This window comes from Paraburkholderia sp. RL17-373-BIF-A (assembly GCF_046030175.1).
In the GTDB taxonomy this organism is placed as follows: Bacteria; Pseudomonadota; Gammaproteobacteria; order Burkholderiales; family Burkholderiaceae; genus Paraburkholderia.
Genome location: NZ_JARESO010000010.1, coordinates 25,106 through 50,656 on the forward strand (window position 1 = coordinate 25,106; position 25,551 = coordinate 50,656).

Below are 25,551 nucleotides of genomic sequence, written 5' to 3' on the forward strand. Positions count from 1 at the left end.
GGCGCGCGCATCAGAGCCCAGCGATCGACTGGCCTGCAACCATGCCGTCGATGACCTGCTCCGCGTAGGTGGCTGAAGCAATGCGCGCGTCGCCGGCCGCGCCGAACGGTGAACGGCTCGGCACGCGAAACACGCGGCTGCTGGTCATCGTGTCGTCGGTGCCGCGCCGGCAGATTCGCACGGCGGCATCGAAGCCCGAATCGTAGTGGCGAACGCCATCGAGACCGCTCGGTTGGTGCGGATACACCAACGGATAGATCTCTAGACCCCGGTAACTTCTGATCGTATTGCCCATGATGCTCGTCTCCGATGAAGGCTTTCGTGGAACGTGGCGTCGTTGTCGGGCGCAATGCCGGCCGGACCGCGGCGTACCAGCGAAACGTGATGTTGATCGACGATGTGCGTACAGAGCGGCCGCTTCAATCAAGCCGGGCCGACGACATCGCAGAGATGCGTAGGAGGAAGGGACCCTGTTCGGTGCAGGGCGCTGTGATGCGAGGCGTTTGCGTCAGAGACTGCGCGCGATGTGCAGGAGAACTGCAAGCTGTTGACCCACTGTAACACGTTAGTAGGGTGAGCATTGAACGCATTTGTGTGCCGGGCGCGAGTGTTGCTTCGGAGTGCCGGGTATTGTTTTCCGCTGCTGTGATGCGCGGCGTCTCCTGGACCGAGTCTCTATGGATTTTTTTGGCCGATGGCGTTCGCCGCGTTGATTCGGGCGTGTAGCGGTGTTGCCCGGAAGATCTCATGCCAGCATCAGGCAGTCAGTCTAATTCTCTGCTTCAAAAGCAAAAGGGCGCCCACATCGGCGCCCTTCTTTTTGTCTTCGAAAGACTTTCTCGTCGACGGGTCCGTGCCCGTCAGCCGATCAGTTGCCGAAGAATACGTTGCAATACGACGCCGGGCCGTTGCACTGCGACGGAGCGGCAGCCTGGGCTGCGCCGGAAGCGGCGGCAAACAGGGCGACGGAAGCGATCAGGGCGGAAAGAATGCGTTTCATGGTGCTGCTCCTCAGCGTTTGGTTCGCGATCTGGTGCGATCGATGGACTGAAGAATATCGACTGAGGGTCCGCCGACAAACAGCGAAGTCAATAAGACTTTTTTTCAAATATTGAAATAATCCGATGAGCCGTCTGGTGCAGTTTCGGGTGCCAATTGGCGGTGGGTATTGCTTGCCCGGCGCTACGCCGCCAGCATCACTCCCGAGCGATTTCACTTTCCGCAATAATCTATTGTCATTGTCATAACGGCCTGCACGGCGCGACTAAGCTCGTCTGGTCATCGCTCATGGTCGGGCCTATGTTCAATACCGATTCGATTGCGCAGGCGCTCGCGGGAGAATGGCGCACGCGCTCAGCCACAGTGCGAGGAAAATCACCCGCTCATGAATCACTACGATCCGAGAAAAAACGCGCGGCAGGCAGGATCGCGCCAACGAGGCAGTCCATGGCGCAAGTAGGCGGCCCGGCGCTCGACGATCCCGTTTATCTGACGCAATTGCGACGCGACCTGGTGCGTTTCGCCCGTCTGCAATTGCGCGACGCCGCCGCTGCGGAAGATGCCGTTCAGGAAGCGCTCGCCGCGGCATGGACGCAAGCCGATCGATTCGCCGCACAGTCGGAACACAAGACATGGGTGTTCGGCATCCTGCGGCACAAACTCGTCGACACCCTGCGTGCCCGGCGACGCACGATCAACCTGTCGGCGCTCGAATCCGAACTCGACGGTGAAGCCTTGCTCGATCGCGAGTTGTTCAAGGACAACGGCCATTGGTCGCGCGAAACGAAGCCGCGTCCCTGGCCGACGCCGGAAACCGCGCTGCGTCAGCAGCAGTTCTGGGCCCTGTTCGAGATGTGCCTCGAACACTTGCCGGAGCACATCGGACGCGTGTTCATGATGCGCGAATTCCTCGATCTCGACACCGAGGCGATTTGCGCCGAATTGCAGATGACCGCCAATCATTGCAGCGTGCTGATCTACCGCGCGCGGCTGCGCTTGCGCACTTGCCTGAGCGAGAAGGGCCTATCCAGCGAGGATGCGAATGGGGAAATGTAAGCACATCACGCGCTTGTTGTCCGACGCGCTCGACCGTTCGTTGACGACCGGCGAATGGGTCGCGATCCGGCTGCATCTGCCGACCTGCAGCGGCTGCCGCAACTATCGCAAACAGATCCGTCTGCTGCGCGTGGCGGCGCATACGGTCAGCGGAATCGCGACGCCGGGCGCGTTGAACAGCGACGATTGAAGCGCGCTGTGCGTCGTGCTTGGATGGCACGGCATGCGTGGGCGCGCCGCTTGGTCTAGCGCTCGCCGGGCGGCGTGTTCTGGTAGCGCTCGAAGAAACGCGCATGCGACGCTTCGTCGATCGAAACGGGATGCGGTGTGGCGCCGGCCGGATGTTTCTCGAGCTGCGCGCGCGTGCGAACCGGCCGATGCTGGAAATTGCCGCCGCAGTTCGGACACACGTTGCGCAGCGTAGTGAGCGCACACACTTCGCAGAAGGTGCACTCGTACGCGCAGATCATAGCATCGGATGCGTTCGGCGGCAGTGACTTGCCGCATCCTTCGCAGGACGGTCTCAGTTCAAGCATGGTGGCTCCGCGTTTTCAGGGAAGCGAGCTGCGGGACCGCTGCTCGCCTGCCAGGCAGTGTAAGTGGCGTCGGCCGCCCGGAATGGACAGCCGCGCATCAATTCCTGCCAACGCAGCGAGAGCCTGGTGCGCGGTCACGTCAGCACGGTCCACAACACGAGCGTGAGCGCGAGGCCGACGACGGACACGATCGTCTGCAACACCGACCAGACCAGCACCGTCTGTTTCAGTTGCAGGCCGAAATACTCGCGGACCATCCAGAAGCCCGCATCGTTCACGTGGCAGAAAAAGACCGAACCCGCGCCGATGGCGAGCGCCATCAGCGAATTGTGCGTCGTGCTGAGACCGGCGACGACCGGCGCGACGATGCCGGCCGTCGTGGTGGTGGCAACCGTCGCCGAGCCCGTCGCCTGGCGCAGCGCGACGGCGATCAGCCACGCCAGCAGAATCAGCGGCATGTGCGCGCCGACCGCGATCTTGCCGATGGTCGAGCTGATGCCCGCCACCACGAGCGCCTGCTTGAGACCGCCGCCGGCGCCGATGGTCAGCAGCAGCGCGGCGATGGGCGGCAAGCTCTTGCGCAGAATGCCGCCGACGCGCTCGCGCGCCATGCCTCGCGACCAACCCAGCGCCACCACGGCGAACAGCACGGTGAGGCCGAGCGCGACCAGCGGCTCACCCAGGAAATTCAAGGTGTTGAACAGGAACGTTTCGGGCTGAAGCAGCAGCTTGGCGACGGTGCGCCCTAGCATCAACACGACGGGCAGCAGGATCGTGATGAGCGAGATCGCGAAACTCGGCGGCTCGCCAGTGTCTTCCTTGGCGCTGAAGAGCTTGCCCATTTCCTCCGGTTCGACCACGTGCATCCGCTTGGACAACCAGATGCCGTACAGCGGACCCGCGAGAATCACCGCGGGAATCGCGACGATCAGACCGAGACCGAGCGTGAGGCCGAGATCGGCGTGCAATGCGCTCACCGCGATCAGCGGACCCGGGTGCGGCGGCAGGAGTGCGTGCAGCGTGGTCATGCCGGCCAGCGCAGGAATCGCAATGCGCAGGATCGGCTGCTGCGAACGGCGCGCCATCACGAAGATGATCGGCACCATCATCACGAGGCCGACTTCGAAGAAGAGCGGCAAGCCGATGATCAGCGCGACGACTGCCATCATCCACGGCAGCGTGCGAGGCGTGGAGTGTTTAAGGATGGTCGAGACGAGCCGGTCGGCGGCGCCGGATTCGGCCATGAGCGCACCGAGCATGGCGCCGAGCGCAATGATGATGCCGACGTCGCCGAGCAGCGCGCCGGCGCCTTTACTGAATGCGCTGGCGACAGCCTCGAGCGGTAGGCCTGCGGCGAAACCCGCGGCGAACGTGCCGACCAGAATCGACAGGAACGGCGCGAGTTTCAGCACGCTGATGAAAACGATGATCAGTGCGAGCCCGAGCACGCACGACAGAATGAGTTGGGTGTCGTGGGATGACCACGGCGCGAGTGTTGTCGTCAGATGCACGGTGTTCCTTTTTTTGTCGAATGACGCAGCCGCGGCCGGGCGCGGATGACGAATTGTAGCGGCCGCTTCAGATTCGACGCAGTTACGCGGGCAGATTTGAAGGCCGCAGTGCTTCGTTCCGTCCGCGTGATTTGCTTATGCGAATTTATCGGTTCGTCCAGGCTTGCAGACGAATTATCGTCGGAGCCAATCGGTCCGTTTTGCGTCCGTCTTTTTTACGAGCCCTGTTATGTCACGTCATCCGCTGCTCACGCGCCGCGCGTTCATTGCCGGCGTGAGCGCAACGCTCGCTGCCGCCACGCTGCCCGTCATTTCCGCGTCCGCTTTTGCCGCCGAGGCGCACGCCAAGGAATTCCGCATCGGTTATCAGAAAGCCGCCAATACGCTCGTGTTGCTGAAGGCGCACGGTACGCTCGAAAAACGGCTCGCGCCGCTGGGCATCACCGTCAAATGGACCGAGTTTCCTGCGGGGCCGCAGTTGCTGGAAGGACTGAATGTCGGCGCCATCGACTTCGGCTATGTCGGCGAGGCGCCGCCCGTGTTCGCGCAGGCCGCTGGCGCGAACTTCGTCTACGTCGCCTATGAGGTCCCGACGCCGCATGCCGAAGGCATCCTCGTGCATCAGGATGCGCCGATCAAAACGCTGGCCGATCTGAAGGGCAAGAAAATCGCCTTCAACAAAGGCTCGGATGTTCACTGGTTTCTGGTCGCCGCGCTGCAGAAAAGCGGCGTGAAGTACAGCGAGATTCAGCCGGTCTATCTGGCGCCCGCCGATGCGCGCGCCGCCTTCGAACGCGGCGCGATCGATGCGTGGGCGATCTGGGATCCGTTCCTCGAAGCGGCGAAGCGGCAGTCGAATGCGCGCTTGCTCGCGGATGCCGACCGCATTGTGAGCCATCACCAGTTCTTCCTGAGCGCGCGACAGTTCGCGCAACAGAACGCCGATGTGCTCGCGATCACGATGGACGAAGTGGGCAAAGAAGGCGCGTGGGTGCGGGAGCATTACAGCGAGGCTGCCGCGCAACTCGCGCCGATTCAGGGGCTCGACGCCGGCGTGATCGAAGCGGGCTTGCGGCACTATGCGCACGTGTATAAACCTGTCGATGCGAATGTGCTTGCGGAACAGCAACGTATCGCTGATACCTTCAGCGAGCTGCGCATCATCCCGACGAAGATCGTTACCAAGGATGCGGCGTTGCCTGGTAGCAAGGTCTAGTCTGCAGGCGTAGCTTCGATTTGCTGGCCTTGCTACGCCATTCAGGCGAACAGTGCGGCAACGTTTTCCGGCGGGCGGCCGATTACCGCTCGCCCGTTTCGCACGACGATCGGCCGTTGCAGAAGGATAGGATGTTTCTCCAATGCTTCGTATAACTGAGAGTCGGTCAAGGGGGTGTCGGCGAGTTGCAGTTCCTTGTATTCGGCTTCGTTGTCACGAATCATCTCGCGAACTGTGCAGCCTAGTTGTGCGTTCAGTCGCTTGAGTTGTTCGACCGTGAGCGGATGCTTCAGGTATTCGACGATTTCTGTCGCTTCGTTTGCGCTGTTGTAGGTGGTGGTGATTAGCTCGCATGCGGCGCGCGATTTTGAGCAACGGGGGTTGTGGTAGATGGTGATCATGGGTTTTGGGGTGGTGTGGGTGGTTGCGGGATGCTTGTGCATGGCGCACGTTGGATGGGATTTTAGCGGGTGGGGAGATGGCGGAGCGAGGCGGTGCTGTAGAGATTTTTGAATTGGCGAGGTCGCGAGATAAGCAGGCTAGTGGATGTGGATTCGGAGAGGAAAGGCGAGACATGACCGTAATCGCGTGACGTGCGTGATGGTCACGTTCGGCTAGGCTTTCGCGTGAAGAGGTATTTTTCTGTTCGCTTCACTTCCGAGTTAATTGCGTCTGCGAAATGGTATCGGGCGCGGCAGGCCATGCTAGGTCTTTGTGGATTACCTCCCCTGCGGCGCGTGAATGCGATTTGGCGAGTTTCCGAACGCCATACGATCCATGAACTCCCGGCTAGTTCGACTTGCGGCGTAGTGGCTCGGCTAAAAGGAGCTAAGTGGTGAACGGCGCCCCCCTGTTTGTAATTGCTCAATTTCGCAGTTTATGCGCATAAACTGTCCTACCGACTTTTCGCAATAGTCGGATTTCTCATGCGGCGCAGCCTCCAATCTACGCATGCTGTGCACAAGCGTCCTCCGTGCTCGTGGGTTTAGCTGGTGCCTACGCTACTCGGCTCTCGTGTAGCTCATTGCACCGATCATCGTGTCAACGCATTGAACTGCGGGCCGGCTCTCTCTCGCAAATCACGGTTACGGCAGAGCCCGCTGCCGGGCTTTATGCGCATAAATCTTGCGGCCAGTTCCGGCGACCTATCACGGGTTCATCGGCAGCGCATGTCACGTTGCCGACAACGCTCGCGTTGATGAAGACAGCGATCCGGACACGGCGCGAGCGCAATCGAATTGGTGCCATGCAGGCCAAACCGGTCAGCCGGCACATCGCCCCAGCACCCTCTCTCAACCTCAACAGCGCCTCCATCACCGCGCCTCCATCCTTTATGCGCATAAACCTATCCGAACGGCTAATCCTTCTCGTGTTTACACAAAAACGATTGAAATACAAATTCATCCAGGTAAAATCCATTTGCGTCTAAAAAGAGGAGGTGAAGATTGGCAGCTGAAATCATCGCGGTAACTCAGCAGAAGGGCGGGGTCGGGAAGAGCACAATCGCGATGCACCTCGGCGCTGCATTTCATGAGAAAGGCAAACGCGTCCTCGTCGTAGACGCAGATGGTCAAAACACGCTGATCCACTGGGCCAGTGCATCATCAGACGGCGACACCGGTATCCCCTTTCCAGTCGTCAACCTCTCCGAAGCAGGCAGCCAGATCCATCGCGAGATCAAGAAGTTCGTGTCTGACTACGACATCATCGTCGTCGACTGCCCGCCGTCTATCACCGAGAAAGTGTCCGGCGTCGTCCTTCTCGCTGCGAGCGTCGCGGTGATCCCGACATCGTCATCGCCCGCCGACTACTGGTCGAGTATCGGACTGGTGAAGCTTGTCCAGCAGGCTCAGGTCATGAACGAAGACCTGCGTGCGGTCTTCCTGCTCAATAAGACCGAAGAGAAACGGATGCTGACGCGCGAACTGAAGCGTGCGTTGGAAGAGCTCGGGTTCCCGCTGCTCAAAACACAGATCCCGACTCGCGAGGCCTACAAGCAGGCTATGGCGTTAGGGCAAACAGTGCTTCAGATGAATGATCGCGGCGCCAAGCTGGCCGCCATCGAAGTACGGGCATGCGCGAATGAGATCGCCGCCTTGCTCCCGTGAAATTTATGCGCATAAAGGACCCTGAATGAAACCCTCCCAATTCGCCAAAGGCTTTCAAGCGCGTCCTGATTCGACCAGCAGCGAAAAGCGAACTGCGCTCGATCGCCTGAACGCTATCGACGGACTGGTCAAGAATGACCCGAAGAATAGCGAGGCGGCGGGGCGTACCCTCGCGCCCGTCATGACATCGCAGAGCGTTGCCGAAGTCGACGCTGTTGACACAGCCAATGAATCGGCGGCCTACCGCACCTGGCGCAACGAGCACGGCTACCGGCCAGGCCAGGTCATCGAGCTTGCGCTTAAGACGATCAAGCCGAGCCCGTTCAATCCGCGGCACTTCTATCTGAAGTCGTCGATTGCCGAGCTCGCTGTCAATCTGGCAAAGCAGGGGCAGCAGCAGGCGATTCACGTCATCCCGGATTACGACAATCCCGGCACCTACTACGTCAGCGATGGCGGTCGACGCGTGCGGGCCCTGAAAGAAGCGAATAAGGAAACGGTCAAGGCGATCGTCATCGATCTGCCGATCGGTATCCAGAGCTACAAGCTCGGTTACGACCTCAACGTCCAGCGCGATTCGCAGACGGTGTTCGACAACGCGGTCGTATGGAAACGCTTTCTCGACGACCGCCATTTCCAGAGTCAGAAGGAACTCGCCGAACACCTCGGGCTAGACGAGTCGACCGTTGCAGTCGCCTTGTCGATTGCCAAATTGCCTGAGGTCGTCATGCACGAGATGGTCGCGCGACCAGACCGCTTCGGCTCGAACATGGCGTATCAGGTGGGGCGTTATCACACTGCCCGCGGCGCCGATGCAACGCTGCGTCTGATCAACAAGATCCTCTCGGACGATCTGAGTACGCGGCAAGTCGCAGACATCGTCAAGGGGAGGGCGAGCGCTCAGGAAAGCACCAAACCAGCGGGCCGGCAACGCTATGCGCAACGTCTGGAAATCAAACTCGACGGTGTGTCGGTCGGCGATCTCAAATCGTACGGGGATGATCGAATCGAACTGCGTCTGAAGGGGCTCACGCGTGAAAAGCGCGACGACATCCTTCGCCAGATTGAAAAGATGTTGAAGTAAGAAAGATTGGTACAGAGATGGGGCACGCGGCAGCCAAGAGCCGCGCCCCGCTCGCTAGATGATTACGCCGCGCGCGATTGGCTAAGCGTGAAGGCTAGCAGGTCACCGTCAGTAGGCTCGCCCCAAGTCTTGCGAGCCAGCCAATCGAAGAATGCCGTTTCGACAATCTTCGAATCCAGCCCGCGGCGGCGCCAGTCGTCGCGCATGTGCGTGCCGAGTCCCGGCAATTCATCTTCTTCAAACGACTGCCGCGCGATCTCCCGCTCGGACTCACCTTGTTCGTCGTACAACTCGCGCGCTTCCTTGCGGCGATACGCCGAGTACTCGCCGAGCAGACGCGCCTTGAGGTCGTCGGCCGGCGCAGCAACCGCAGCCTTGCCGCCACCACTCGACGGCAACGCTTCGACCGGCGGCGCGTAACCTTTCTTCAATGCGTCCTTGAACAACGCGGGCGCACTGCGCACCGGCGGCAACGACGTGCTGCGCATGCGTTGCTCGGTCATCTGCAGCGCGGCGCGAATGCGATTTTCTTCGCTGTCGGCGTAGAGCGTTTGCGCTTCTTTCAGCGGGATGCCGATCTTCACCATCCGGTCGACCAGCGTACTGTCGAACACGTTCGGATGTTCGTCGAGCGCGAGCATCGGCTGCTTGCGTTCGGTCACGCGAAACTGGATCTCGGCGACCCGGCGTCCTTCCCGGTGCTCGATCAGTTCGACGAAGATGTTCGTAACGGCGTTGACCTCGGCGATGGCCGGGCGCAAGTAATCACGTTTGAAGTATTTGTACTCGCGCTTCGCTTCATCGCCCGCTTCCGTGTCCGGCGTGCCGGAGAGGATAGGGCGCCACCACTCCCACGTCTCGCGCATCGTCAGATGGCTCGGGTTGGTCAGGTAGCGCACGCAAATCTCGTACAGCGCGAGACCCGCGCTACTGCGCAACTGGCTCTGGAACTGGAGACTCAAGCGGGCATACTGAACCGGATCGAGCAGTTTCTTCTTGATCTTCGGTGCGAACGAGAATTCCACCCAGACACGGCGGGTGGTGGGGTCTTCGAGAATTTCCGCGTCGGCAATCAGCGTGGAAATACCCCATTTCCGCCCCGGCTTCTGACTGGACGTGCCGGTGCTCCATTCGACCTGCACCGACACCATGCGCCGCAAGTGCTCCTTGACGAGCGCGGTGTCGTTGGAATCAAACGCGGAGTTCGCGACGATATCGGACAGCAAGGCCCGATACGTGTCGCCGGATTCGTCCGCTTGCTGAGCCACGGCGAGGAGCACGTTGAACAGTTTGCGGGTAAGGAGCGTGATTTTGCCGCTTTTAGGCTGAATCGCGATCGCCTCGACGGCTTTGCGCAATTCGGCCGAGCTCGGGCTGACTACGTCGGTCTTCTTCGCGCGCTTCGTGGCCATGCGTCTGGTCGAGGAGGGATTTGGCGAGAGCATACCGGCTGCGGTGATACGCGTCTATAGCGTGCATCTCACCGTTGCGGGTGAAGCGAGTTTACGAGGCGCGACTCACCTCGAGCAACTCCCGAAAACCCTCACCTCAGCCGTTTCGCGCCAGGTTCGGGCCATCCTTGCAGGTCGCGGGCCTGGCAAATTCGGACCATTTCCGCGGCGGGCGCGAACCGGCGCCATCTGATCCCGAATCTTCTCACCTCAAAAAATTTCGAGAATTTTGACGGGGCGCCCGCCGACCCGGTGCACTTGCGGTCGACCAAGTCGGTGAACAAGCTTCGAGCAATATTTGGCCAGCAGGGGAGGGCTGCGCCGGCGCAAAGCGTGCCACGCTGACAAGCCAAACGGTCGAATCGACGCCACCTTAACAAGCAACGCCTCCGCATGCGTGCTCCGCTGTGCGAAGAGCGCGCCGAGCACCGCTACAAGCCTGTCGCCGGCTTTCTTGACCCGCCCTGCACGCAGCTCTGCCCCATGCATTCACGCGACGCAGCAGCCCCACGCGGGATCTCTCCGCAGGCGTCGCAAGCTTTCCAACCGTGCACCCGGCCCAGATCGGCACCGCCTGAGCTTCGTGCATTGATGCCACTGCCACTTGTGCAACCGTTATAGGCAGTGGTCGACCAAGACGTCCTGACTCGATGGGTTCGAATCAACACTCTCGAAGCCCCCGAAAAAGCTCACCTTAATGCTAGCGGCATGCTTGGAACGACGCGGCCTTCAGGCATGTTGAACTCCCAAAGCACGGAAAAACGGTCCCGAAAAACCTCACCATAGGGCTATCTGAGGGTCCCCAAACCACCTAAAAAAGAGCCCCCGAAAAACCTCACCTTTGCGAAAGCAATCGAAAATACTCAATGATTTCATAATCTTATAGATTTCAGTTTAGCCGCGTCATCTGCGAACGCTCCCGTAAAACCTCACCTCAAAGCCGATTTCGGTGAATTCCCGCATTTTTGATCGCGGCCGTCGCAGTCCTGAAAAATCTCACCTTTCGATTTCAGCGACCGTAAAACGCAAACGACTTCGGCAGCGTCAGTAGGGCTTTTCCGGGCGATGGAAGCCATTTTGGTCCTGTATTTCCTCACCTTAACGATCGCCGAGCACCCAAACGACTCCTGAAAAACCTCACCTTTGATCCAAACCAGGTGCATTTCACGGACGGCGCGTGCCACAAAACCCGACCTCCCGAATTTCCTCACCGTTGGCAGGCAGCGATCGGCCAACTCATCGCCGTCGACTTTGGATTCAGCCCGAAAAGCAGCCTCGCTCCCGAAAACTCTCACCTTAGGCACCGGAATGCACAGAAATAAGGCAAAAATGCCACCCCTTCCCCGTAAAATCTCACCTTCGGTTCGCGTTTTCTCCCGACTTGACTCACCAATGGGGTTAACGAGTTCAAAATAAGGCCGAAATTGGGCGGACGAATCCATCCCGAAAGCGCTCACCTTCGCCTTGGTCGACTCTCGAACAGACTTTCGAGCGCCGCCGGGCGATCCACATCATTCAGGTCCTGCAAAACCTCACCTTTGGTCACACCGCACTTTTGGGGTGGCTCCTGAACCCGCTCACGTTCTGTCCCGGACCCGCTCACCGAGGCCCCCGAACCTCATCACTCGACATTCCCGCAAGACCTCACCACCTCTCCCGCAAAGCTTCACCTTACCGGGCTGGAACCCTTGCCAGATAAGGCTTTGCCATGGCGTTAACGTTTTTAACATGGGTTCAAAGGTGTTTACTTTTATTACTCTCTAGTATTTCCCCGCGTGTCCTTCGGACAAAGCCTTCCAACCAAAGTAGCCATGATGAAGCGCTCGTGAAACAGTGCACGATCGCTGTAAAATCTTTAAAAGCTCTTTCTTTACAAGACCTTATTGGCTATTCTTCGTTTTGTTTCACGGAAAAAATCAGCTAGCGCAAATCCGCCGACTCACTTCTAGCAACAAAACACGCCTTTTCTCGAATCCATGTCCCAGCCCAACAAATGCGTAGCAAACAGTACGTAAATTGTTATGATTCATCCAATTCGAGCGACATCGAGGTATACATGAATCTGGATCAGGAACGGCAATCCATTCGAAACGAGCTTGAAGCTCTGCGAGCCAACGGGGCACGGCGACAAGAACTTTCGCTGCACGCATGCAAGCGACTGTTTTTTGATCTGGGAATCCGGCCCTCCATGGCCACCGTTCGTGATCTGACCCAGACCGGCAGCGCGAGCGACATTCCTAAGGACATCGACCACTTCTGGGAGCGCATCCGAAGTGTGTCGCGCGTGAAAGTTGGCACCGGCGCTATTCCGAAAGCACTCGAAGACCGTGCCGGCGAATTGCTGGGCGTACTTTTCGAAGAAGCCGTCGCTCATGCACGCACAACGCTCGACGACGAGCGCGAGGAAATTCGCGCGCAGATCACCGCCGCCGACCAGCGCGCTCGAGAAGCGGAAATTCGTCAGCAAGCATCGGAAGACGCGATCAAGCGCAGCGAATTGCGAGCGGAGGCCGCCTGGGAACGTGTTCGCGCGCTCGAAGCCGAGTTGTCGAGCACAACCACACACGGAAATGCTCACCAGGAGGGTTTACAGGCAACGGTGCGCCGACTCGATCACGAAAATGAAGCGCTTCGTCAACGGCTCGACACCGAACTCGCGACCAATGCAACGTTGCGGGACCGAATCGACGCATTGCACGTCGAATTGCGCCAAAGCACTGAACACTATGCGCAGCAGATCAAGGACGCCGTCGCCGAAGCCGAGCGGCGCGTCAAACCGATGCTGGTCGAGCTCGACTCCTTGCGCAGCATGGCGGGCACTTATCAGTCCGGGGTGCGCGACGCGAGCCGCAAAGAGTTTGAGTTTATTCAGCAAATCGCCGCGGCCAAGGCGCGCGGCGACCGGCTCGACGCTCAGCTGCGCGAGCAATCCGACGAAGTAGACGCGCTCACGAAAGAGGTCGCCGTCCTGCGCGGTCAGCAAGGTATCGATCCGGCGATCGCGAGTCTGCTCTGCTCGCTGGTCGAAGCTGGCCGGCTGACGGGTGACGAATTAAGGGCGATCGGCACTGCGGCGGATGGCCATGTCGCCCTGCCGCTGCGGTGCCCAAAATGTGAGGAAGGTGAGCCGGAACTATCGCAGGTGGATCACCGCTTTGAACTGCAATGTCCGGAGTGCGATCACTCGTCGGGTCTCGGCAAATCAAGGCTGGAGGCGGTTAGCCGGTTTCTGTCGAGCGACCCGATTGCGGCGTCGGCGTGACGCTTGACGCGGTGCAATAGCGGACAAATTGCCAAAGGTGAGGAAATTCGGGACTCGAAAGGTGAGGAGTTTCAGGACTCGGCGTCTCCCCTTTTCCTTGTCAAACGCCCGTCACGCCTAGGTGCTGGCAGCGGCGGAACGGCCGGATCCGGCACCTCTGCGGCAGGAGAATCCTGCTGATCCATCCAGTTTTGCCACGCGCGATACAGACGGTTCGCCGACACCGCCTGCACAAACCCCAGCCACTGCCCGACCAGTTCCGCCTCGACCCCGCTCTCGAACAGATCGGCCGCAAAAGTGTTGCGCAATGTTTGCGGACTGGCTCGCGACGCTCGCGACTCGGCGATCCCGGCTCCGTCGATCAAGGCGTCGACCGCGCGCAGCATGGTGGCTTTATGCATCGGACGTCCGGAAGGCGATGCGGGAAAAACCAGATTACCCGCCAATTCCGACAGACGCCGTTCGGCGAGCCACGCGTCGAGAATCGCGGCGGCGAAAGGTGCGAGCCGAGTGCGCCGCGTCAGCATCGGATTGGCCGACTCGATTGTTACCCAAGGTGATCCCACATTCACGCAACTAACCGTAAGGGAAGCAGCCTCGCCCGTTTTCAATCCGCCGCCTAAAAACACGGCGATCAAAGCGCGGTCGCGCCGCTCCCGCCAACGTTGCGCCGCAGACAAATCCGGCAACGGCGAAAACAGATGCGCGATCAATGCGGTTCGTTCGGCGTGGTTGAGGAAGCCGGTGGGCTCGTTATCGCGCGCGTTTCGCCACGCTGCTTCGCCATCCTGAGCAATGAAGCGCGCCGGATTGGTCGAAGCGGATTCGATCTCGCGCACATGATCGAGCACTCGCTCGATCAGCCGTAAATACCGTACACGTTGAGTCTTTTTGACGTCGAGTCCGGCGACGAATTCGGCAATCGTGTGAGCTTCGACCGTGACCAGACTCTTTTGACGTGCGCTCAGCCAATCGAGAAAAAGCCCCCACTGCGCCTGGTAGACTTCAGCGGAAGAACGGCGGAAATGTTGTTTGGCTAGCCATGCGTCGAACGCGATTTGCGGGTCGCGGCGCCAGTCTTCACGTTGCTGATCGAAGAGATCCGTGGACGGCGCTGGACGCGGGACCGGGTCGGTCAGGTGAGGAGGTGACATGGGTTATTCTTCCGTTAGTTGCACCCATTCTAGGTGGCAACGGATGGAAATGCAGCCCGGATTCAGTCGCCCCAAGCGCGCGCATGTTTCAAAGGGGCGTTCTCCGACGACGGCTGCGCAGCCCGCCGTGCCGCTTCTTCATAAGCACTGACCGCGAACGCGAACACCGCCGGCAGTGCCGTGGACGTGCCGAAGTCCACCGCCTCGTCCGTTTCCGGATACGGCAAATCGGACGGTCGTTGAAAAAGACCCAGCATCACCGCGTCGTGCCGGCTGGCGAAGCCCAGGTCAGCCAGCGCTTCGGCTTCGATGGCATGCAGCAAACGCCAGGTGAGCGGCACCTGTTGCACGATGTAGCGCGCAGCAATATTGCGGACGATGTGTTCGAGATCACGCGCTGCGGTTTGATAGCGCAGCGCGGCCAGAGCGTGGTCGGTCGAGTCGGTTGTCAGCTTGTTCATGATCGGCTCCAGTCGATACCCTGTACTGTACAAATATACAGTGTCGGATGCAACCTCGGGCGAAGTCCCGATTCCGCCAACAACTAGCCACGGTGCGCCGGAAGATCAGCCGTGAATCACCACCAGCAGCGCCTTCGCCTCGCCCTTGCCGGCGTTGCGGATCGCGTGCGGCTCGTCGGCGACATAACGCGCGGTGTCCGCCGCCTTGAGCCGTTTCGTCGTGCCGGCCGCCTCGATTTCGATCGATCCTTGCAGCACGGTCAGATGCTCGCGCGTGCCGGGTTCGTGCGCGTTCGACACCAGCGCCCCACTTGGCTGCAGCGTCAATTCGTACCACTCGAACTTGCCGGCCAGTTCGATTGGCCCCCACACTCGCAATTGATACTTGGCGTCGTGCCCGCTCAAAGTGGGAATCTCGTGCGGCCCGGAGACAGCGATCGCTTCCGGCGTCTTTTGTGGCGCGAAGAGCGAATCGAGGCTGACGCCGAGCGCATTGGTCAGCCGCCAGGCGACCGCAATGGTCGGATTGGCCTTGTCGCGCTCGATCTCCGAGAGCATCGATTTCGACACGCCGGCCGCACGCGACAGATCGTCGAGCGTCATGCGCCGTTCGGCGCGCAAACGCTGAATCTGTTCGCCGACGCGCGGCGGCGCCGCGACTGCCGGGACCGAAGTTGCGCCTGGGATGGGCGCCGCGTTGGCCGCGGCGCGGCGGATACCCGAACTTGCCATTTCCTGACCCATCGTTTAGAGTTGTTCGACATACCGGATTTTAGTTCGGAAAAACGAAAAAATCCGATAAAACTGACAGCCGACTATAACAGGCCGCCTCGTGGTCGCACATGCCGAACACGCTGACACGGGCGCTACCACCCTTTTCAGGAGTCTGGTTCATGCGTGACCTTTACCTCGCCCATCTGCGCGGCACCCTCGAGCAGATTCGCGCTGACGGCTTTTACAAGAACGAGCGCGTGATCGCCAGCCCGCAATCGGCCGACATTCGTCTGGCTAACGGCACGGACGTGCTGAACTTCTGCGCCAACAACTACCTCGGCCTCGCCGGCGACGCACGCCTGATCGAGGCCGCCAAGCAAGGTCTCGACAACGACGGCTTCGGCATGGCGTCCGTGCGCTTCATCTGCGGCACGCAAACCGTGCACAAGGATCTGGAACACGCGCTCGCCGCGTTTCTGCAGACCGACGATTGCATCCTCTACTCCAGCTGCTTCGATGCAAACGGCGGCCTGTTCGAAACGCTGCTCGACGAAAACGACGCGATCATCAGCGACGAACTGAACCACGCGAGCATCATCGACGGCGTGCGGCTGTCGAAGGCGAAGCGCTTTCGCTACAAGAACAACGACCTCGCCGACCTCGAAGCGAAACTGATCGAAGCGGAGGCCGCCGGCGCGCGCTTCAAACTGATCGCGACCGACGGCGTGTTCTCCATGGACGGCATCATCGCCGACCTCGCCGGCATCTGCGATCTGGCCGACCGTTACGGCGCGCTCGTGATGGTCGACGACTCGCACGCCGTGGGTTTTGTCGGCGAACACGGGCGCGGCACGCCGGAACATTGTGGCGTGCTGTCGCGCATCGACATCATCACCGGCACGCTGGGTAAGGCGCTCGGCGGCGCATCGGGCGGTTACGTGGCCGCGCGCAAGGAGATCGTGGAGTTGCTGCGTCAGCGCTCGCGTCCCTATCTGTTCTCGAACACGCTGACGCCGAGCATCGCCGCCGCTTCGCTGAAAGTACTCGAACTGCTGGCGAGCGAAGAAGGCGCGCAATTGCGCGCGCGCGTGCGCGAAAACGGCGCGCACTTCCGCAGCAAGATGAGTGCGCTCGGTTTCACGCTCGTGCCCGGCGAACATCCGATCATTCCTGTCATGCTCGGCGACGCGCAGCTCGCTTCGAAAATGGCCGATGCGCTCCTGAAGGAAGGCGTGTACGTGATCGGCTTCTCGTTCCCGGTCGTGCCGAAAGGCCGCGCACGCATTCGCACGCAGATGAGCGCCGCGCACACGCCCGAACAGATCGACCGCGCGGTGGATGCATTCGCGCGCGTCGGCCGTGAACTCGGTGTCATCTAATACGGAGGCGCACATGAAAGCATTGGCAAAACTCGAACGCGCTCCCGGCCTCACGCTCACGGACGTCAAGAAACCCGAAGTCGGCCACAACGACGTGATGATCCGCATCACGCGCACCGCGATTTGCGGCACCGATATTCACATCTGGAAGTGGGACGACTGGGCGCAAAAAACGATTCCCGTGCCGATGCATGTCGGCCACGAATACGTGGGCGAAATCGTCGAAATGGGCCAGGAAGTGCGCGGCTTTGCGATCGGCGATCGCGTGTCGGGCGAAGGACATATCACCTGTGGCTTCTGCCGCAATTGTCGCGCGGGCCGCCGGCATTTGTGCCGCAATACGGTGGGCGTCGGCGTGAATCGTGAAGGCGCGTTTGCCGAGTATCTGGTGATTCCGGCATTCAACGCATTCAAGATTCCGCCCGAGATTTCCGACGACCTCGCCGCGATTTTCGATCCGTTCGGCAACGCCACGCACACCGCGCTGTCGTTCAATCTGGTCGGCGAAGACGTGTTGATTACCGGCGCCGGACCCATCGGCATCATGGCGGTGGCGATCGCCAAACACGTGGGCGCGCGCAATGTCGTGATCACCGACGTCAACGACTATCGCCTCGAACTCGCGCGCAAGATGGGCGCGACGCGTGCGGTCAACGTCTCGCGCGAATCGCTGCGCGACGTGATGGCGGACCTGCACATGACCGAAGGTTTCGACGTCGGGCTGGAAATGTCCGGTGTGCCGAGCGCCTTCACCGGCATGCTCGAAGCGATGAACCACGGCGGCAAGATCGCGCTGCTCGGCATTCCGCCCGCGCAGACCGCGATCGACTGGACTCAGGTCATCTTCAAAGGCCTTGAAATCAAGGGCATTTACGGACGCGAGATGTTCGAGACCTGGTACAAGATGGTCGCGATGCTGCAAAGCGGCCTGGATCTCTCGCCGATCCTCACGCACCATTTCAAGGTCGACGACTATCAGGAAGCGTTCGCCACGATGCTCTCCGGCGAAAGCGGCAAGGTGATTCTCGACTGGACGGCCGCATGAGTTAACACGCGCCGACGCGCGACCACGCTTGCAGTCTCAGCGTGCAGCAAAAAAACGCTTGGACCAACGCCCGCACCGCGCTCACCCGCCTGCGGGCGTTTTAACGAACTCGGCCTGAATGCGCACATGAATATCGTCGCCGACGGCCGGATACCACGTCGCCAGGCCGAACTTCGCGCGACTGAAATGCCCCTCGGCAGAAAAACCGAGCGTGTCTTTCTTCGTGAGCGGATCGGGGGCAAAACCATTGAAGGTGACGTCGAGCGTGACCGGTTGTGTGACGCCATGAATCGTCAGATCGCCGGTCAACGTGCCGCGCGATTCGCCCGTGCGCTCAAAACGCGTGCTGACGAAGCGAATCTCCGGATAGCGCTCCACGTCGAGCATGTTGGCGCTCTTCACCATTTTGTCGAGCAAAGGCACATTCGTATCGATGCTCGCGGCGTCGATCGTCACCGACGTCGTGCTCTTGTCCAGACCGCCTTCGTTCCAGTCGAGTTCGCCCTTCTTGCGATCGAAGCGCGCCGTGAAGCGCGAATACTTGAAATGATCGATGTCGAAGGTAATGCTGCAATGATCCGGATCGATTTCGTAGCGGCCGGGCGGCACGCGTGTTTCGTTCTGGCTGACCGTATGCGTGAGCACTTGCACGGGCGTGCAGGCCACCGCCGTCAGTAGTGTTGCGCTGAGCAGGGCGCGCATGAAGGTGGCGCGGAGAGTCAGTGTACTCATGAAGTTCGTTCCCGTTGACCGATCGTGCTCAAGATAACAGTTCGCGCACCCAACCTGCAAAAACGCAAAAGACTTGACGAGGGAGAATGATCGTTCTACCCTTCGTCCATGGCTACCGAAACTCACACTGAATCAGTCGCACCCGGCAGCGCGCGCGAGCGGCTGCTGGACGCGGCTGAAGCGTTGATCTACGCCGGCGGCATTCACGCAACCGGCGTGGACGCGATCGTCAAGCAGTCCGGCGCGGCGCGCAAAAGCTTTTACACGCATTTCGAATCGAAAGATGCGCTCGTGGCCGCCGCGCTCGACCGGCGCGACGAACGCTGGATGAACTGGTTTATCGCGGGCACGCAACGGCATGGCAAGACGGCGCGCAAACGCCTGCTCGGCATGTTCGAGGTGCTGCGCGAATGGTTTGCATCGGAGGATTTTCACGGTTGCGCATTTCTGAACGCATCCGGTGAAATTGCCTCCGCGGACGACCCGATCCGGATCGTCGCGCGCCATCACAAGGAACGCCTGCTGGCGTTCGTGCAAACCGAATGTGATGCATTCGCGGCGGAGTCGGACATCGACGCCCGTCGCACGGCGCGCTTGTCGCGTCAATGGCTGATCTTGCTCGACGGCGCCATTGCCGTGGCACTGGTGAGCGGCGAGCCCGATGCCGCCCTCGACGCGCAAGCTGCAGCCCAAGTCCTGCTCGACGCGGAGTGCGCGGGCGAGCCAGGCATCCCGCCAAGCAAACGACCGCCATCCCGGCGAACCGCAACCTGACTGAGGAATTACCATGGCCGACTCGATTGAAACCCGCCCGCCGCTGCCGCCCTTCACACGCGAAACCGCAATCCAGAAAGTGCGCGCCGCGGAAGACGGCTGGAATACCCGCGACCCCGAGCGCGTGTCGCTCGCCTACACGGTGGATAGCGTGTGGCGCAACCGCGCCGAGTTCACGCATGGTCGCGCGGAGATCGTCGGCTTGTTGCGCCGCAAATGGGCGAGAGAACTCGACTACCGTTTGATCAAGGAACTGTGGGCATTTACGGATAACCGCATCGCCGTGCGCTTTGCCTATGAATGGCACGACGATTCGAACAACTGGTTCCGCTCGTACGGCAACGAGAACTGGGAATTCGACGAGCACGGACTGATGGCGCATCGTCACGCCAGCATCAACGATATGCCGATTCGCGAAGCGGACCGTCTTTACCACTGGCCGCTCGGCCGCCGCCCCGACGACCATCCCAGTCTGTCCGATCTCGGTCTCTGACCTGGCGCGGGTGAACGCGCGATGCGCGTTCACCGCTCTGCCATCGGTTCTCCGTTACTGTTATGTCTGCGCGTCCGGGCACGTGTTGTGCCCACGCGTCCGAGCGTGTCCTCAACATCGCCTGTGCGGCTTGAGGTACAGTGCGCGACGGACGGCATGCAAGCATACCCGGAACATAGATGACGCCGGCGCTCGACCGGTGGCGGAGAGGACATGCATTTTCGGCAGATCAACAAGAATATCCGACGTACCGCAGTGGCGCTCGTTGCCAGCCTCGCCGCTGCGTCGGCCGCCCATGCGGGCAATTGGTGCGAGGGCGGCGTATGGGTCGACGCCATGCTGGGTTCGTATCACATCAACCCTGATCCAAACACGCATTTCGAGCAGTTCAATCCGGGTCTCGGCGTCGAATGCTGGCTCAATAACCAATGGGCGTTGACTGCCGGTGGCTTTCGCAACTCGCTGCGCCGGCCTTCCTACTATGGCGGCGGGGTGTGGGCGCCGGAGTTCGCGCACTGGGGCATCGTGCGGATCGCGGCGATCGGCGGGATCATCTCGGGCTATAACTACGGCAACTGGGGCTTGGGCCACGACCATACGATCGGGCCGGTGGTCGCGCCGATCGTCATGGTCGAATACAAGCGTGTGGGCGCGAACTTCATCGTGATTCCGCCGATCCCTTCCGATAATCTTCCGTTCACCATTGGGTTTCAATTGAAGGTGAAGTTCTAAGCAAACTATCGATATCCAGATAGCTTGCAATCATCCGAAGGCACCGGGCAACCAGCAGCCCGAATTACATTTTCTGTCGATTACTGCTTGCAGCAATACGTGCAACTATCGGCACCAAACGAGGGTTGAACGCCGGGATCGAGCTACCACGACATTCTGCTCGAGCGACGATTGCATCAATGGTGACCCGTGCGACTGCGCGGTGTGCTCGCTTCGCGAAGTGCTTCAGGCGCCGATCGCTCACAGGATGCCGCGCCCAGATCAGCGCTGCAAACCAACCGATCACCGTCCATCCGAGCAAGACGTTCACCATGGTCACCGCAAAGGCGTCTTTGCGTTCTCTGGCGTCCGCAATCATTGCGGGCGCCAGATACAGCATCAGCGCACCCAGAACCACCGCACCTTCGATAATCTTCAACATTTCAACACCTCGCTACAGCCTCGGTACGCGCACGACTTTCAGATTAGTGACCGGAGTACAAGCGACCAAGAGACTGGTCAGGTTGACGGCTGCCGGATTCCGAAGACGACCCAACTACGCCACCGTACGAATCATTGACCGAACCGACCGCATTGCTGCGTTCGACTGCGACCGTTTGTGCGCTCTGGCCGCGCTGCGACGCCGGGGCGCCAACCGACGGGCGATACGAAGGTGCCGGACCATACCCACTGGCAAATGCGGGAGCAGCGAAAGCGGTAGTAGCTGCGACGAGCAAGGCTGCAAGAAGTTTGCTTTTCATGATGAATCTCCAATGCGATTTTTTAGAAGCACCGCGAGTCGAGTGAGACCCGCGCCGTTGACAAGTTGTACTTTAGACGGCGCCTATCTTTTTTCTATGCCAATAGCGTGAAATCACAGTTGCTGCAAACCAAACAATGAAGCGGAGTGCGGCCCATGGCGGGTTTCCGGGCATCACCGTGCTGAGAAAGGCCGATTACGAACAGCCTGCGGATGACCAAAAATTTGCGTTCAGGTCGAACCAAAGGGCGAAAACATGGATTCGCCCGCGGTGCTAGCATCGTTGACGGACAAGTTGTGACAACCGCGCAGTGCAGGCCCGACCTGCGAGTGGAGATCCGAAATGTCATCACGTATCGACAAGTCTTCGCTGGTGTTCGACAGCATCGAAAACGATGAGCACAACCGATGCGTGGACCTGTTCCTACGTTCGGACGGCACATACGGATTCGAAGAATTTCGTCGCGATGTCGAAGACGGCGGAGCCTGGACGCCGGTCCAATACTATTCGGGCGCTGTGTTTCCTTCGAAGGAGGAAGCGCTCGGCGCGGCAATCAAAGCAGTCGTCTGGCTTGCCGATAGGGTGGCTCGTTGAGGTGAGCCGTTCCAGGATGGTGAGGAATTCCAGGAGATAGCGCCGCACCGATAAATGGTGAGGAATTCCAGGAGATGACGCGCATCACGATCAACGGTGAAGCTTTCCAGGAGACAGACAGGTCAAACTTGCCGAGAGGTGAGCCGTCCCAGGAGCCGAACAGCACCTTAACCACAAACAAGAGACGCAAGGTGAGCCGTTCCAGGAGATCGCCCGGCAAAGGTGAGCGATTCCAGGAGGTGAGTCAACGCCGCGCTGAATCCGCACCTGAGATAAGGTGAGGATTTCCAGGGAGTTCTATTCGTAGCGCCAACGGTGAAGCATCGAGCGCTCAAACACCTCACCTTGAAGCGTATCGGCGTAGCGCCGATGCTGCCCATCTGCTTACATCCTCTTCCATATGCAAACAAAGCGTGAACGCGCCAGCTTGCCCGCGCAACGCTGCCGAGGTGTTCTCACATCGCGCGCGACAGCCCGACGCGATCACTTCGCTCGCCTTCAGATACGACACGCCGAGTATCGCGGAGACATGCGACGCAGCTAGTGCGCCGTCATGTTCGGCCTGCGTTGCGAGAAGCAGAGCGCGCTGCGCGTGACTCATGTCGATCTGGCCACGCTCAAAGGTGAGGGAATTCGGGAGCAGAAGTCCGAGTTCTTATCGAGCGCGTTTCCGCATGAATTTGACATCGATTTCCTGGGAAACTAGCATTCGCTCAACGCATTTTCGATGCTTCCATCGAATAAACGTCCAACCCTGCTGGAGATCACCATGCGCGCCAAGCTCGACGAAGCTAGCCGTCGCGTTGACGAAGACCGCGCGCAGTGCCCGGTGCGCGCGCTCGGTGAGGCCGGCATCGAATCGTACTTCACCGATTACCGGCGCGGCGAAGTTCACGTCGAGCGCTTTCCTCAATGACGCCCAACGCCTTCGCCAAGGAAATCAAGGCGGCGCTCGCCCCGCACGCCGACACAGACCGCGCGCTCGCCATGCGCGCCTATATGCGTCACCAGTTCGACTTCATCGGTGTGCCGACGCCGCTGCGGCGGCAAGCGGTAACGCCGGTTTTCAAGCGGCTGCCGGTGGAGAACGCCGATCTCTTGCTGGCGTGCGCCAATCGCTTATGGACGATGCCGGCGCGCGAATACCAGTACGTCGCGACAGATCTGCTGGCGCGCAACTGGAAGACGCTTGCAACCACCGACATCGCGCATTTGCTGGCCATCGCGCAGCATGCTTCGTGGTGGGATTCGATCGATCCGCTCGCGGCCGTGGTCGGCGACGTGCTGAAAGCGGCGCGAATCGGGACGCCGCAGGCGCAGGCGGTAATGGATGCCGCGCTTCAGCACGAATCGCTGTGGGTGCGACGTATCGCGATGATTCATCAACTCGGCTGGCGCGGGCATACCGACGAAGATCGCCTCTTCGGCTACGCGCGTTCGCTGGCCGCGGAAAATGACTTCTTTATCCGTAAGGCGATCGGCTGGGCGTTGCGCGACTACGCGCGGCACGCGCCCGACGTGGTGAGCGGTTTTCTATCGGCCTCGCGAGACCTTATCTCGCCGCTCACCTTGCGCGAGGCGTCGAAGCATCTTCCGCCGATTCGCTGACGCTTCGATCGCTTAACGTTCGCCCGCGTGCGGTCTAATCACCGCCGTGCGCGAGCGCAACACGCGCTTTGTCTTCCGGACTGTCCGCAACGAAATACTTCTTCGCCCACGAGCCATTCGGCGCCAGTATCAAACGCTCATGCGTGCCGTCGTTTTTTTGCCGTATTGCCAACGCACGCGCCCGATAGTGCTCGTAGAGCCGCAGAAATTCCGCGAGATACGTGCCGGCGATGCGGCGGTCGCGAATCTCCAGCAGGTTCTCGTCGTTGAAATGTTCCGAGTTGTTGCTCATATTCGCCGAGCCCGTGTAGACAATCGGATTGGCGCCCTCTGCGTCGATCACCAGGAACTTGTGGTGAATGATGACCGGCGCGTAGCTCGGCGCGTGTTCGCCTGGAAAAAGGCGCAACTCGGGTTCGAAGCCTGCCGGCACGGTTGCCGGTGAAAAATACTCCGCGTCGATCACGTCGTGCTTGTCCCGGCCGCGGTGATATAGCTCCATGTTGGCGAGCGCGGTCGTCGAGACGATCTGCCCGTTTTTCTCCGCCTCCTCTGCTGCCTCCGCCGACTTCGGGCTGATGTGGTTGACGAGGCCGAACATCATCCGGCCTTTGTCGCCAGCCGCGAAACAGGCATCGCGCAGTGGCGCGTCGGTCGGCATGAAGAGGCAGAACACCACGGAGTGCTTCGCCTTGTTGATCGCTTCGACGATCGTGTCGATCTGCAAACGCGAGTCCTTCGCTTCCGGCGAAAAACAGACCCGCACTTTCGCGCTGCCGATCTGAATCGACTCGGACCAACCCGGCGTGAGCTTCGCCGTCGCCGCAATGCTCGGATTGCCGGCGAGCGCCTTGGCGCGTTCGCTGTACAGCGTGGCCAGTTCCGGCGAATCGAACAGATGGAGCACGTTCGCCTGCTCGGTGATGCCTTCGGTGGTGAAGTTGGCCGAGCCCGTCAGTACGCGCGCCGGTGACGCCTCGCCATTGCCGTTGTCCACCACGATGAACTTGTCGTGCATGATGTGCGTCTTGTCGCGCGGCGCGAACGTGGCGACATCGGCGAGCTCGTCGACAGCGGGTTGATTCGGCGACGGTGCCGGTGGCTTGCCCTTCTGCGACACCTTGTGCGAGTCGTAAACAATGGCAAGCGATGCTTTGCCCTGCTTCTTGCCGAAAGCCTCGAAGGCAGGAATCGCCCAGAGCGGATCGGTCAGGTGGTACACCGCCGATGCCGCGCGATGCGCGTGATCGAGCGTCAGCGCGAACACTTCCTGCAAGTCGTTTGCTAGCCAGGTGCGCAGGCGCAATGCCTGTTCCGCCGAAGGCGCTGCGTTCGGCGCGAGATGCAGCGCCTTGACTTTACGCGCGAACGCCTGCGAACTGACCACGGCGCGGTTGAACCACGAGCCGATGTTCGCCTCCATATGCGCGGGCAAAGTCAGCTTGCATTCGCCTTTTTGCGCGTCGAGCAATTGCGGCGCTTCCGGCGTGCCGATCACCGGATAGACGAGATAGGTGAACGACTTTTCCCGATCCGCCTCATCGATTCGCGCATCCCACCACATGAATTTCTGAATGGGCGCCTCATTCGTCGGCGCGTCTTTCTGCGTATCCGGCACCACGCCTTTGAACGTCAACCGGTTGGGGAGCCAACTGCTGGCTTCGCGTTCATGTCCATCGGCGGCGAGAAAACCCGGCGTCCGTTTGATGGCGAAACCGAGGAAGTCTTCGCGCTTGCCGCCTTCGGGCCAATCGAAAGCGAGTAGGACGAGTGTCGGGGACAGATAGCTGCGCACGCTTACATTCATCATTTGGTTCCATGATGTCGAATGGAGCTTCAGTCTGGATGCGCAGTTTGTTGAAATGGTGACAAGACGCGAAATCAAAAAAAGGTATTGATTAA

The 25,551-nt window shown here is 60.2% G+C and carries 29 protein-coding genes; 15 read left to right on the forward strand and 14 right to left on the reverse strand.

What is annotated here, in order from left to right; all coding sequences use genetic code 11:
- Nucleotides 1–10: 10 nt before the first annotated feature.
- Both P0D80_RS14520 and P0D80_RS14525 read right to left on the reverse strand, forming a co-directional pair.
- Nucleotides 11–295: a hypothetical protein gene (locus P0D80_RS14520; RefSeq protein ID WP_132383386.1), complete on the reverse strand. Its 285-nt coding sequence runs from the start codon at nucleotides 293–295 to the stop codon at nucleotides 11–13.
- A gap of 573 nt (nucleotides 296–868) precedes the next feature.
- Nucleotides 869–1,000 (reverse strand): hypothetical protein, encoded by a 132-nt coding sequence (locus tag P0D80_RS14525; RefSeq protein WP_279388651.1) that lies wholly within the window; start codon nucleotides 998–1,000, stop codon nucleotides 869–871.
- Between the two features lie 446 nt (nucleotides 1,001–1,446).
- On the opposite strand from P0D80_RS14525, the gene P0D80_RS14530 reads away from it, so the two are divergent.
- Both P0D80_RS14530 and P0D80_RS14535 read left to right on the forward strand, forming a co-directional pair.
- A complete protein-coding gene (locus P0D80_RS14530) occupies nucleotides 1,447–2,055 on the forward strand; it encodes an RNA polymerase factor sigma-70 (protein WP_408284730.1) in 609 nt (202 codons plus the stop codon).
- Complete coding sequence (locus P0D80_RS14535) at nucleotides 2,042–2,245, forward strand: zf-HC2 domain-containing protein (RefSeq protein ID WP_132383388.1); 204 nt, start codon at nucleotides 2,042–2,044, stop codon at nucleotides 2,243–2,245. Before P0D80_RS14530 ends, P0D80_RS14535 begins: the two co-directional genes overlap by 14 nt.
- Nucleotides 2,246–2,300: 55 nt before the next feature.
- Here the strand turns inward: P0D80_RS14535 and P0D80_RS14540 are convergent, their stop codons facing one another.
- A complete protein-coding gene (locus tag P0D80_RS14540) occupies nucleotides 2,301–2,591 on the reverse strand; it encodes a DUF1272 domain-containing protein (RefSeq protein WP_408284734.1) in 291 nt (96 codons plus the stop codon).
- A 134-nt stretch (nucleotides 2,592–2,725) separates the two neighbouring features.
- Nucleotides 2,726–4,102 carry a GntT/GntP/DsdX family permease gene (locus P0D80_RS14545; protein WP_132383392.1) on the reverse strand — a complete coding sequence of 459 codons (1,377 nt, stop codon included), beginning with the start codon at nucleotides 4,100–4,102 and terminating at the stop codon, nucleotides 2,726–2,728.
- Nucleotides 4,103–4,331: 229 nt separating this feature from the next.
- On the opposite strand from P0D80_RS14545, the gene P0D80_RS14550 reads away from it, so the two are divergent.
- Complete coding sequence (locus tag P0D80_RS14550) at nucleotides 4,332–5,318, forward strand: sulfonate ABC transporter substrate-binding protein (protein WP_408284738.1); 987 nt, start codon at nucleotides 4,332–4,334, stop codon at nucleotides 5,316–5,318.
- A gap of 41 nt (nucleotides 5,319–5,359) precedes the next feature.
- Here P0D80_RS14550 and arsC read toward each other — a convergent pair whose 3' ends face one another.
- Nucleotides 5,360–5,719, reverse strand: a complete 360-nt coding sequence (arsC, locus tag P0D80_RS14555; protein WP_408177588.1) for an arsenate reductase (glutaredoxin) — start codon at nucleotides 5,717–5,719, stop codon at nucleotides 5,360–5,362.
- 1,044 nt (nucleotides 5,720–6,763) lie between these two features.
- On the opposite strand from arsC, the gene parA reads away from it, so the two are divergent.
- Both parA and P0D80_RS14565 read left to right on the forward strand, forming a co-directional pair.
- A complete protein-coding gene (gene parA, locus P0D80_RS14560) occupies nucleotides 6,764–7,426 on the forward strand; it encodes a ParA family partition ATPase (RefSeq protein WP_012428795.1) in 663 nt (220 codons plus the stop codon).
- 25 nt (nucleotides 7,427–7,451) lie between these two features.
- The gene (locus tag P0D80_RS14565; protein WP_408284742.1) at nucleotides 7,452–8,510 is read left to right on the forward strand and encodes a ParB/RepB/Spo0J family partition protein; all 1,059 of its coding nucleotides are present in this window, start codon (nucleotides 7,452–7,454) and stop codon (nucleotides 8,508–8,510) included.
- A 62-nt stretch (nucleotides 8,511–8,572) separates the two neighbouring features.
- On the opposite strand, the gene P0D80_RS14570 is transcribed toward P0D80_RS14565, so the two are convergent.
- Complete coding sequence (locus tag P0D80_RS14570) at nucleotides 8,573–9,922, reverse strand: replication initiation protein (RefSeq protein WP_040124205.1); 1,350 nt, start codon at nucleotides 9,920–9,922, stop codon at nucleotides 8,573–8,575.
- Between the two features lie 968 nt (nucleotides 9,923–10,890).
- Nucleotides 10,891–11,403, reverse strand: coding sequence for a hypothetical protein (locus P0D80_RS14575; protein WP_408177590.1), 513 nt, complete (start codon nucleotides 11,401–11,403; stop codon nucleotides 10,891–10,893).
- 614 nt (nucleotides 11,404–12,017) lie between these two features.
- On the opposite strand from P0D80_RS14575, the gene P0D80_RS14580 reads away from it, so the two are divergent.
- Nucleotides 12,018–13,223 carry a DNA-binding protein gene (locus tag P0D80_RS14580; RefSeq protein WP_408284746.1) on the forward strand — a complete coding sequence of 402 codons (1,206 nt, stop codon included), beginning with the start codon at nucleotides 12,018–12,020 and terminating at the stop codon, nucleotides 13,221–13,223.
- Nucleotides 13,224–13,294: 71 nt separating this feature from the next.
- On the opposite strand, the gene P0D80_RS14585 is transcribed toward P0D80_RS14580, so the two are convergent.
- The 3 genes from P0D80_RS14585 to P0D80_RS14595 all read right to left on the reverse strand — a co-directional run bounded on the left by P0D80_RS14585 (nucleotide 13,295) and on the right by P0D80_RS14595 (nucleotide 15,582).
- A complete protein-coding gene (locus P0D80_RS14585; RefSeq protein WP_408284749.1) occupies nucleotides 13,295–14,377 on the reverse strand; it encodes a tyrosine-type recombinase/integrase in 1,083 nt (360 codons plus the stop codon).
- A 62-nt stretch (nucleotides 14,378–14,439) separates the two neighbouring features.
- On the reverse strand, nucleotides 14,440–14,838 hold the full coding sequence (locus tag P0D80_RS14590) for a DUF2471 family protein (protein ID WP_132383406.1): 399 nt from the start codon (nucleotides 14,836–14,838) through the stop codon (nucleotides 14,440–14,442).
- Between the two features lie 105 nt (nucleotides 14,839–14,943).
- Nucleotides 14,944–15,582, reverse strand: coding sequence for a helix-turn-helix domain-containing protein (locus P0D80_RS14595; RefSeq protein ID WP_408177594.1), 639 nt, complete (start codon nucleotides 15,580–15,582; stop codon nucleotides 14,944–14,946).
- A gap of 149 nt (nucleotides 15,583–15,731) precedes the next feature.
- Here P0D80_RS14595 and P0D80_RS14600 point away from each other — a divergent pair, with 149 nt between their 5' ends.
- Both P0D80_RS14600 and tdh read left to right on the forward strand, forming a co-directional pair.
- Nucleotides 15,732–16,931, forward strand: coding sequence for a glycine C-acetyltransferase (locus P0D80_RS14600; RefSeq protein WP_132383410.1), 1,200 nt, complete (start codon nucleotides 15,732–15,734; stop codon nucleotides 16,929–16,931).
- Between the two features lie 13 nt (nucleotides 16,932–16,944).
- A complete protein-coding gene (tdh, locus tag P0D80_RS14605; protein ID WP_132383412.1) occupies nucleotides 16,945–17,976 on the forward strand; it encodes an L-threonine 3-dehydrogenase in 1,032 nt (343 codons plus the stop codon).
- 81 nt (nucleotides 17,977–18,057) lie between these two features.
- Here tdh and P0D80_RS14610 read toward each other — a convergent pair whose 3' ends face one another.
- Entirely contained in the window at nucleotides 18,058–18,708 is a 651-nt protein-coding gene (locus tag P0D80_RS14610) for a YceI family protein (protein ID WP_132383414.1), read from the reverse strand.
- A gap of 108 nt (nucleotides 18,709–18,816) precedes the next feature.
- Between P0D80_RS14610 and P0D80_RS14615 the strand changes: the two genes are divergently transcribed.
- The 3 genes from P0D80_RS14615 to P0D80_RS14625 all read left to right on the forward strand — a co-directional run bounded on the left by P0D80_RS14615 (nucleotide 18,817) and on the right by P0D80_RS14625 (nucleotide 20,707).
- The gene (locus P0D80_RS14615; protein WP_408177597.1) at nucleotides 18,817–19,482 is read left to right on the forward strand and encodes a TetR/AcrR family transcriptional regulator; all 666 of its coding nucleotides are present in this window, start codon (nucleotides 18,817–18,819) and stop codon (nucleotides 19,480–19,482) included.
- Between the two features lie 13 nt (nucleotides 19,483–19,495).
- Entirely contained in the window at nucleotides 19,496–19,975 is a 480-nt protein-coding gene (locus tag P0D80_RS14620; protein ID WP_132383417.1) for a nuclear transport factor 2 family protein, read from the forward strand.
- Between the two features lie 213 nt (nucleotides 19,976–20,188).
- Nucleotides 20,189–20,707 (forward strand): hypothetical protein, encoded by a 519-nt coding sequence (locus tag P0D80_RS14625; RefSeq protein ID WP_132383419.1) that lies wholly within the window; start codon nucleotides 20,189–20,191, stop codon nucleotides 20,705–20,707.
- Between the two features lie 64 nt (nucleotides 20,708–20,771).
- Here the strand turns inward: P0D80_RS14625 and P0D80_RS14630 are convergent, their stop codons facing one another.
- Together P0D80_RS14630 and P0D80_RS14635 are read right to left on the reverse strand one after the other, a co-directional pair.
- Nucleotides 20,772–21,128 carry a superinfection immunity protein gene (locus tag P0D80_RS14630; RefSeq protein WP_132383420.1) on the reverse strand — a complete coding sequence of 119 codons (357 nt, stop codon included), beginning with the start codon at nucleotides 21,126–21,128 and terminating at the stop codon, nucleotides 20,772–20,774.
- A gap of 43 nt (nucleotides 21,129–21,171) precedes the next feature.
- Nucleotides 21,172–21,447, reverse strand: a complete 276-nt coding sequence (locus tag P0D80_RS14635; protein WP_132383422.1) for a hypothetical protein — start codon at nucleotides 21,445–21,447, stop codon at nucleotides 21,172–21,174.
- A gap of 342 nt (nucleotides 21,448–21,789) precedes the next feature.
- On the opposite strand from P0D80_RS14635, the gene P0D80_RS14640 reads away from it, so the two are divergent.
- From P0D80_RS14640 to P0D80_RS14655, 4 genes are all read left to right on the forward strand, one after another.
- Nucleotides 21,790–22,041, forward strand: a complete 252-nt coding sequence (locus P0D80_RS14640) for a hypothetical protein (RefSeq protein WP_132383423.1) — start codon at nucleotides 21,790–21,792, stop codon at nucleotides 22,039–22,041.
- A 553-nt stretch (nucleotides 22,042–22,594) separates the two neighbouring features.
- A complete protein-coding gene (locus P0D80_RS14645; RefSeq protein ID WP_408284758.1) occupies nucleotides 22,595–22,747 on the forward strand; it encodes a hypothetical protein in 153 nt (50 codons plus the stop codon).
- 63 nt (nucleotides 22,748–22,810) lie between these two features.
- A complete protein-coding gene (locus P0D80_RS14650; RefSeq protein ID WP_408284761.1) occupies nucleotides 22,811–22,957 on the forward strand; it encodes a hypothetical protein in 147 nt (48 codons plus the stop codon).
- On the forward strand, nucleotides 22,954–23,649 hold the full coding sequence (locus P0D80_RS14655) for a DNA alkylation repair protein (RefSeq protein WP_408284764.1): 696 nt from the start codon (nucleotides 22,954–22,956) through the stop codon (nucleotides 23,647–23,649). Before P0D80_RS14650 ends, P0D80_RS14655 begins: the two co-directional genes overlap by 4 nt.
- A 34-nt stretch (nucleotides 23,650–23,683) precedes the next feature.
- Here the strand turns inward: P0D80_RS14655 and P0D80_RS14660 are convergent, their stop codons facing one another.
- The gene (locus P0D80_RS14660) at nucleotides 23,684–25,456 is read right to left on the reverse strand and encodes a phospholipase D-like domain-containing protein (protein ID WP_408285059.1); all 1,773 of its coding nucleotides are present in this window, start codon (nucleotides 25,454–25,456) and stop codon (nucleotides 23,684–23,686) included.
- Nucleotides 25,457–25,551: the final 95 nt, after the last annotated feature.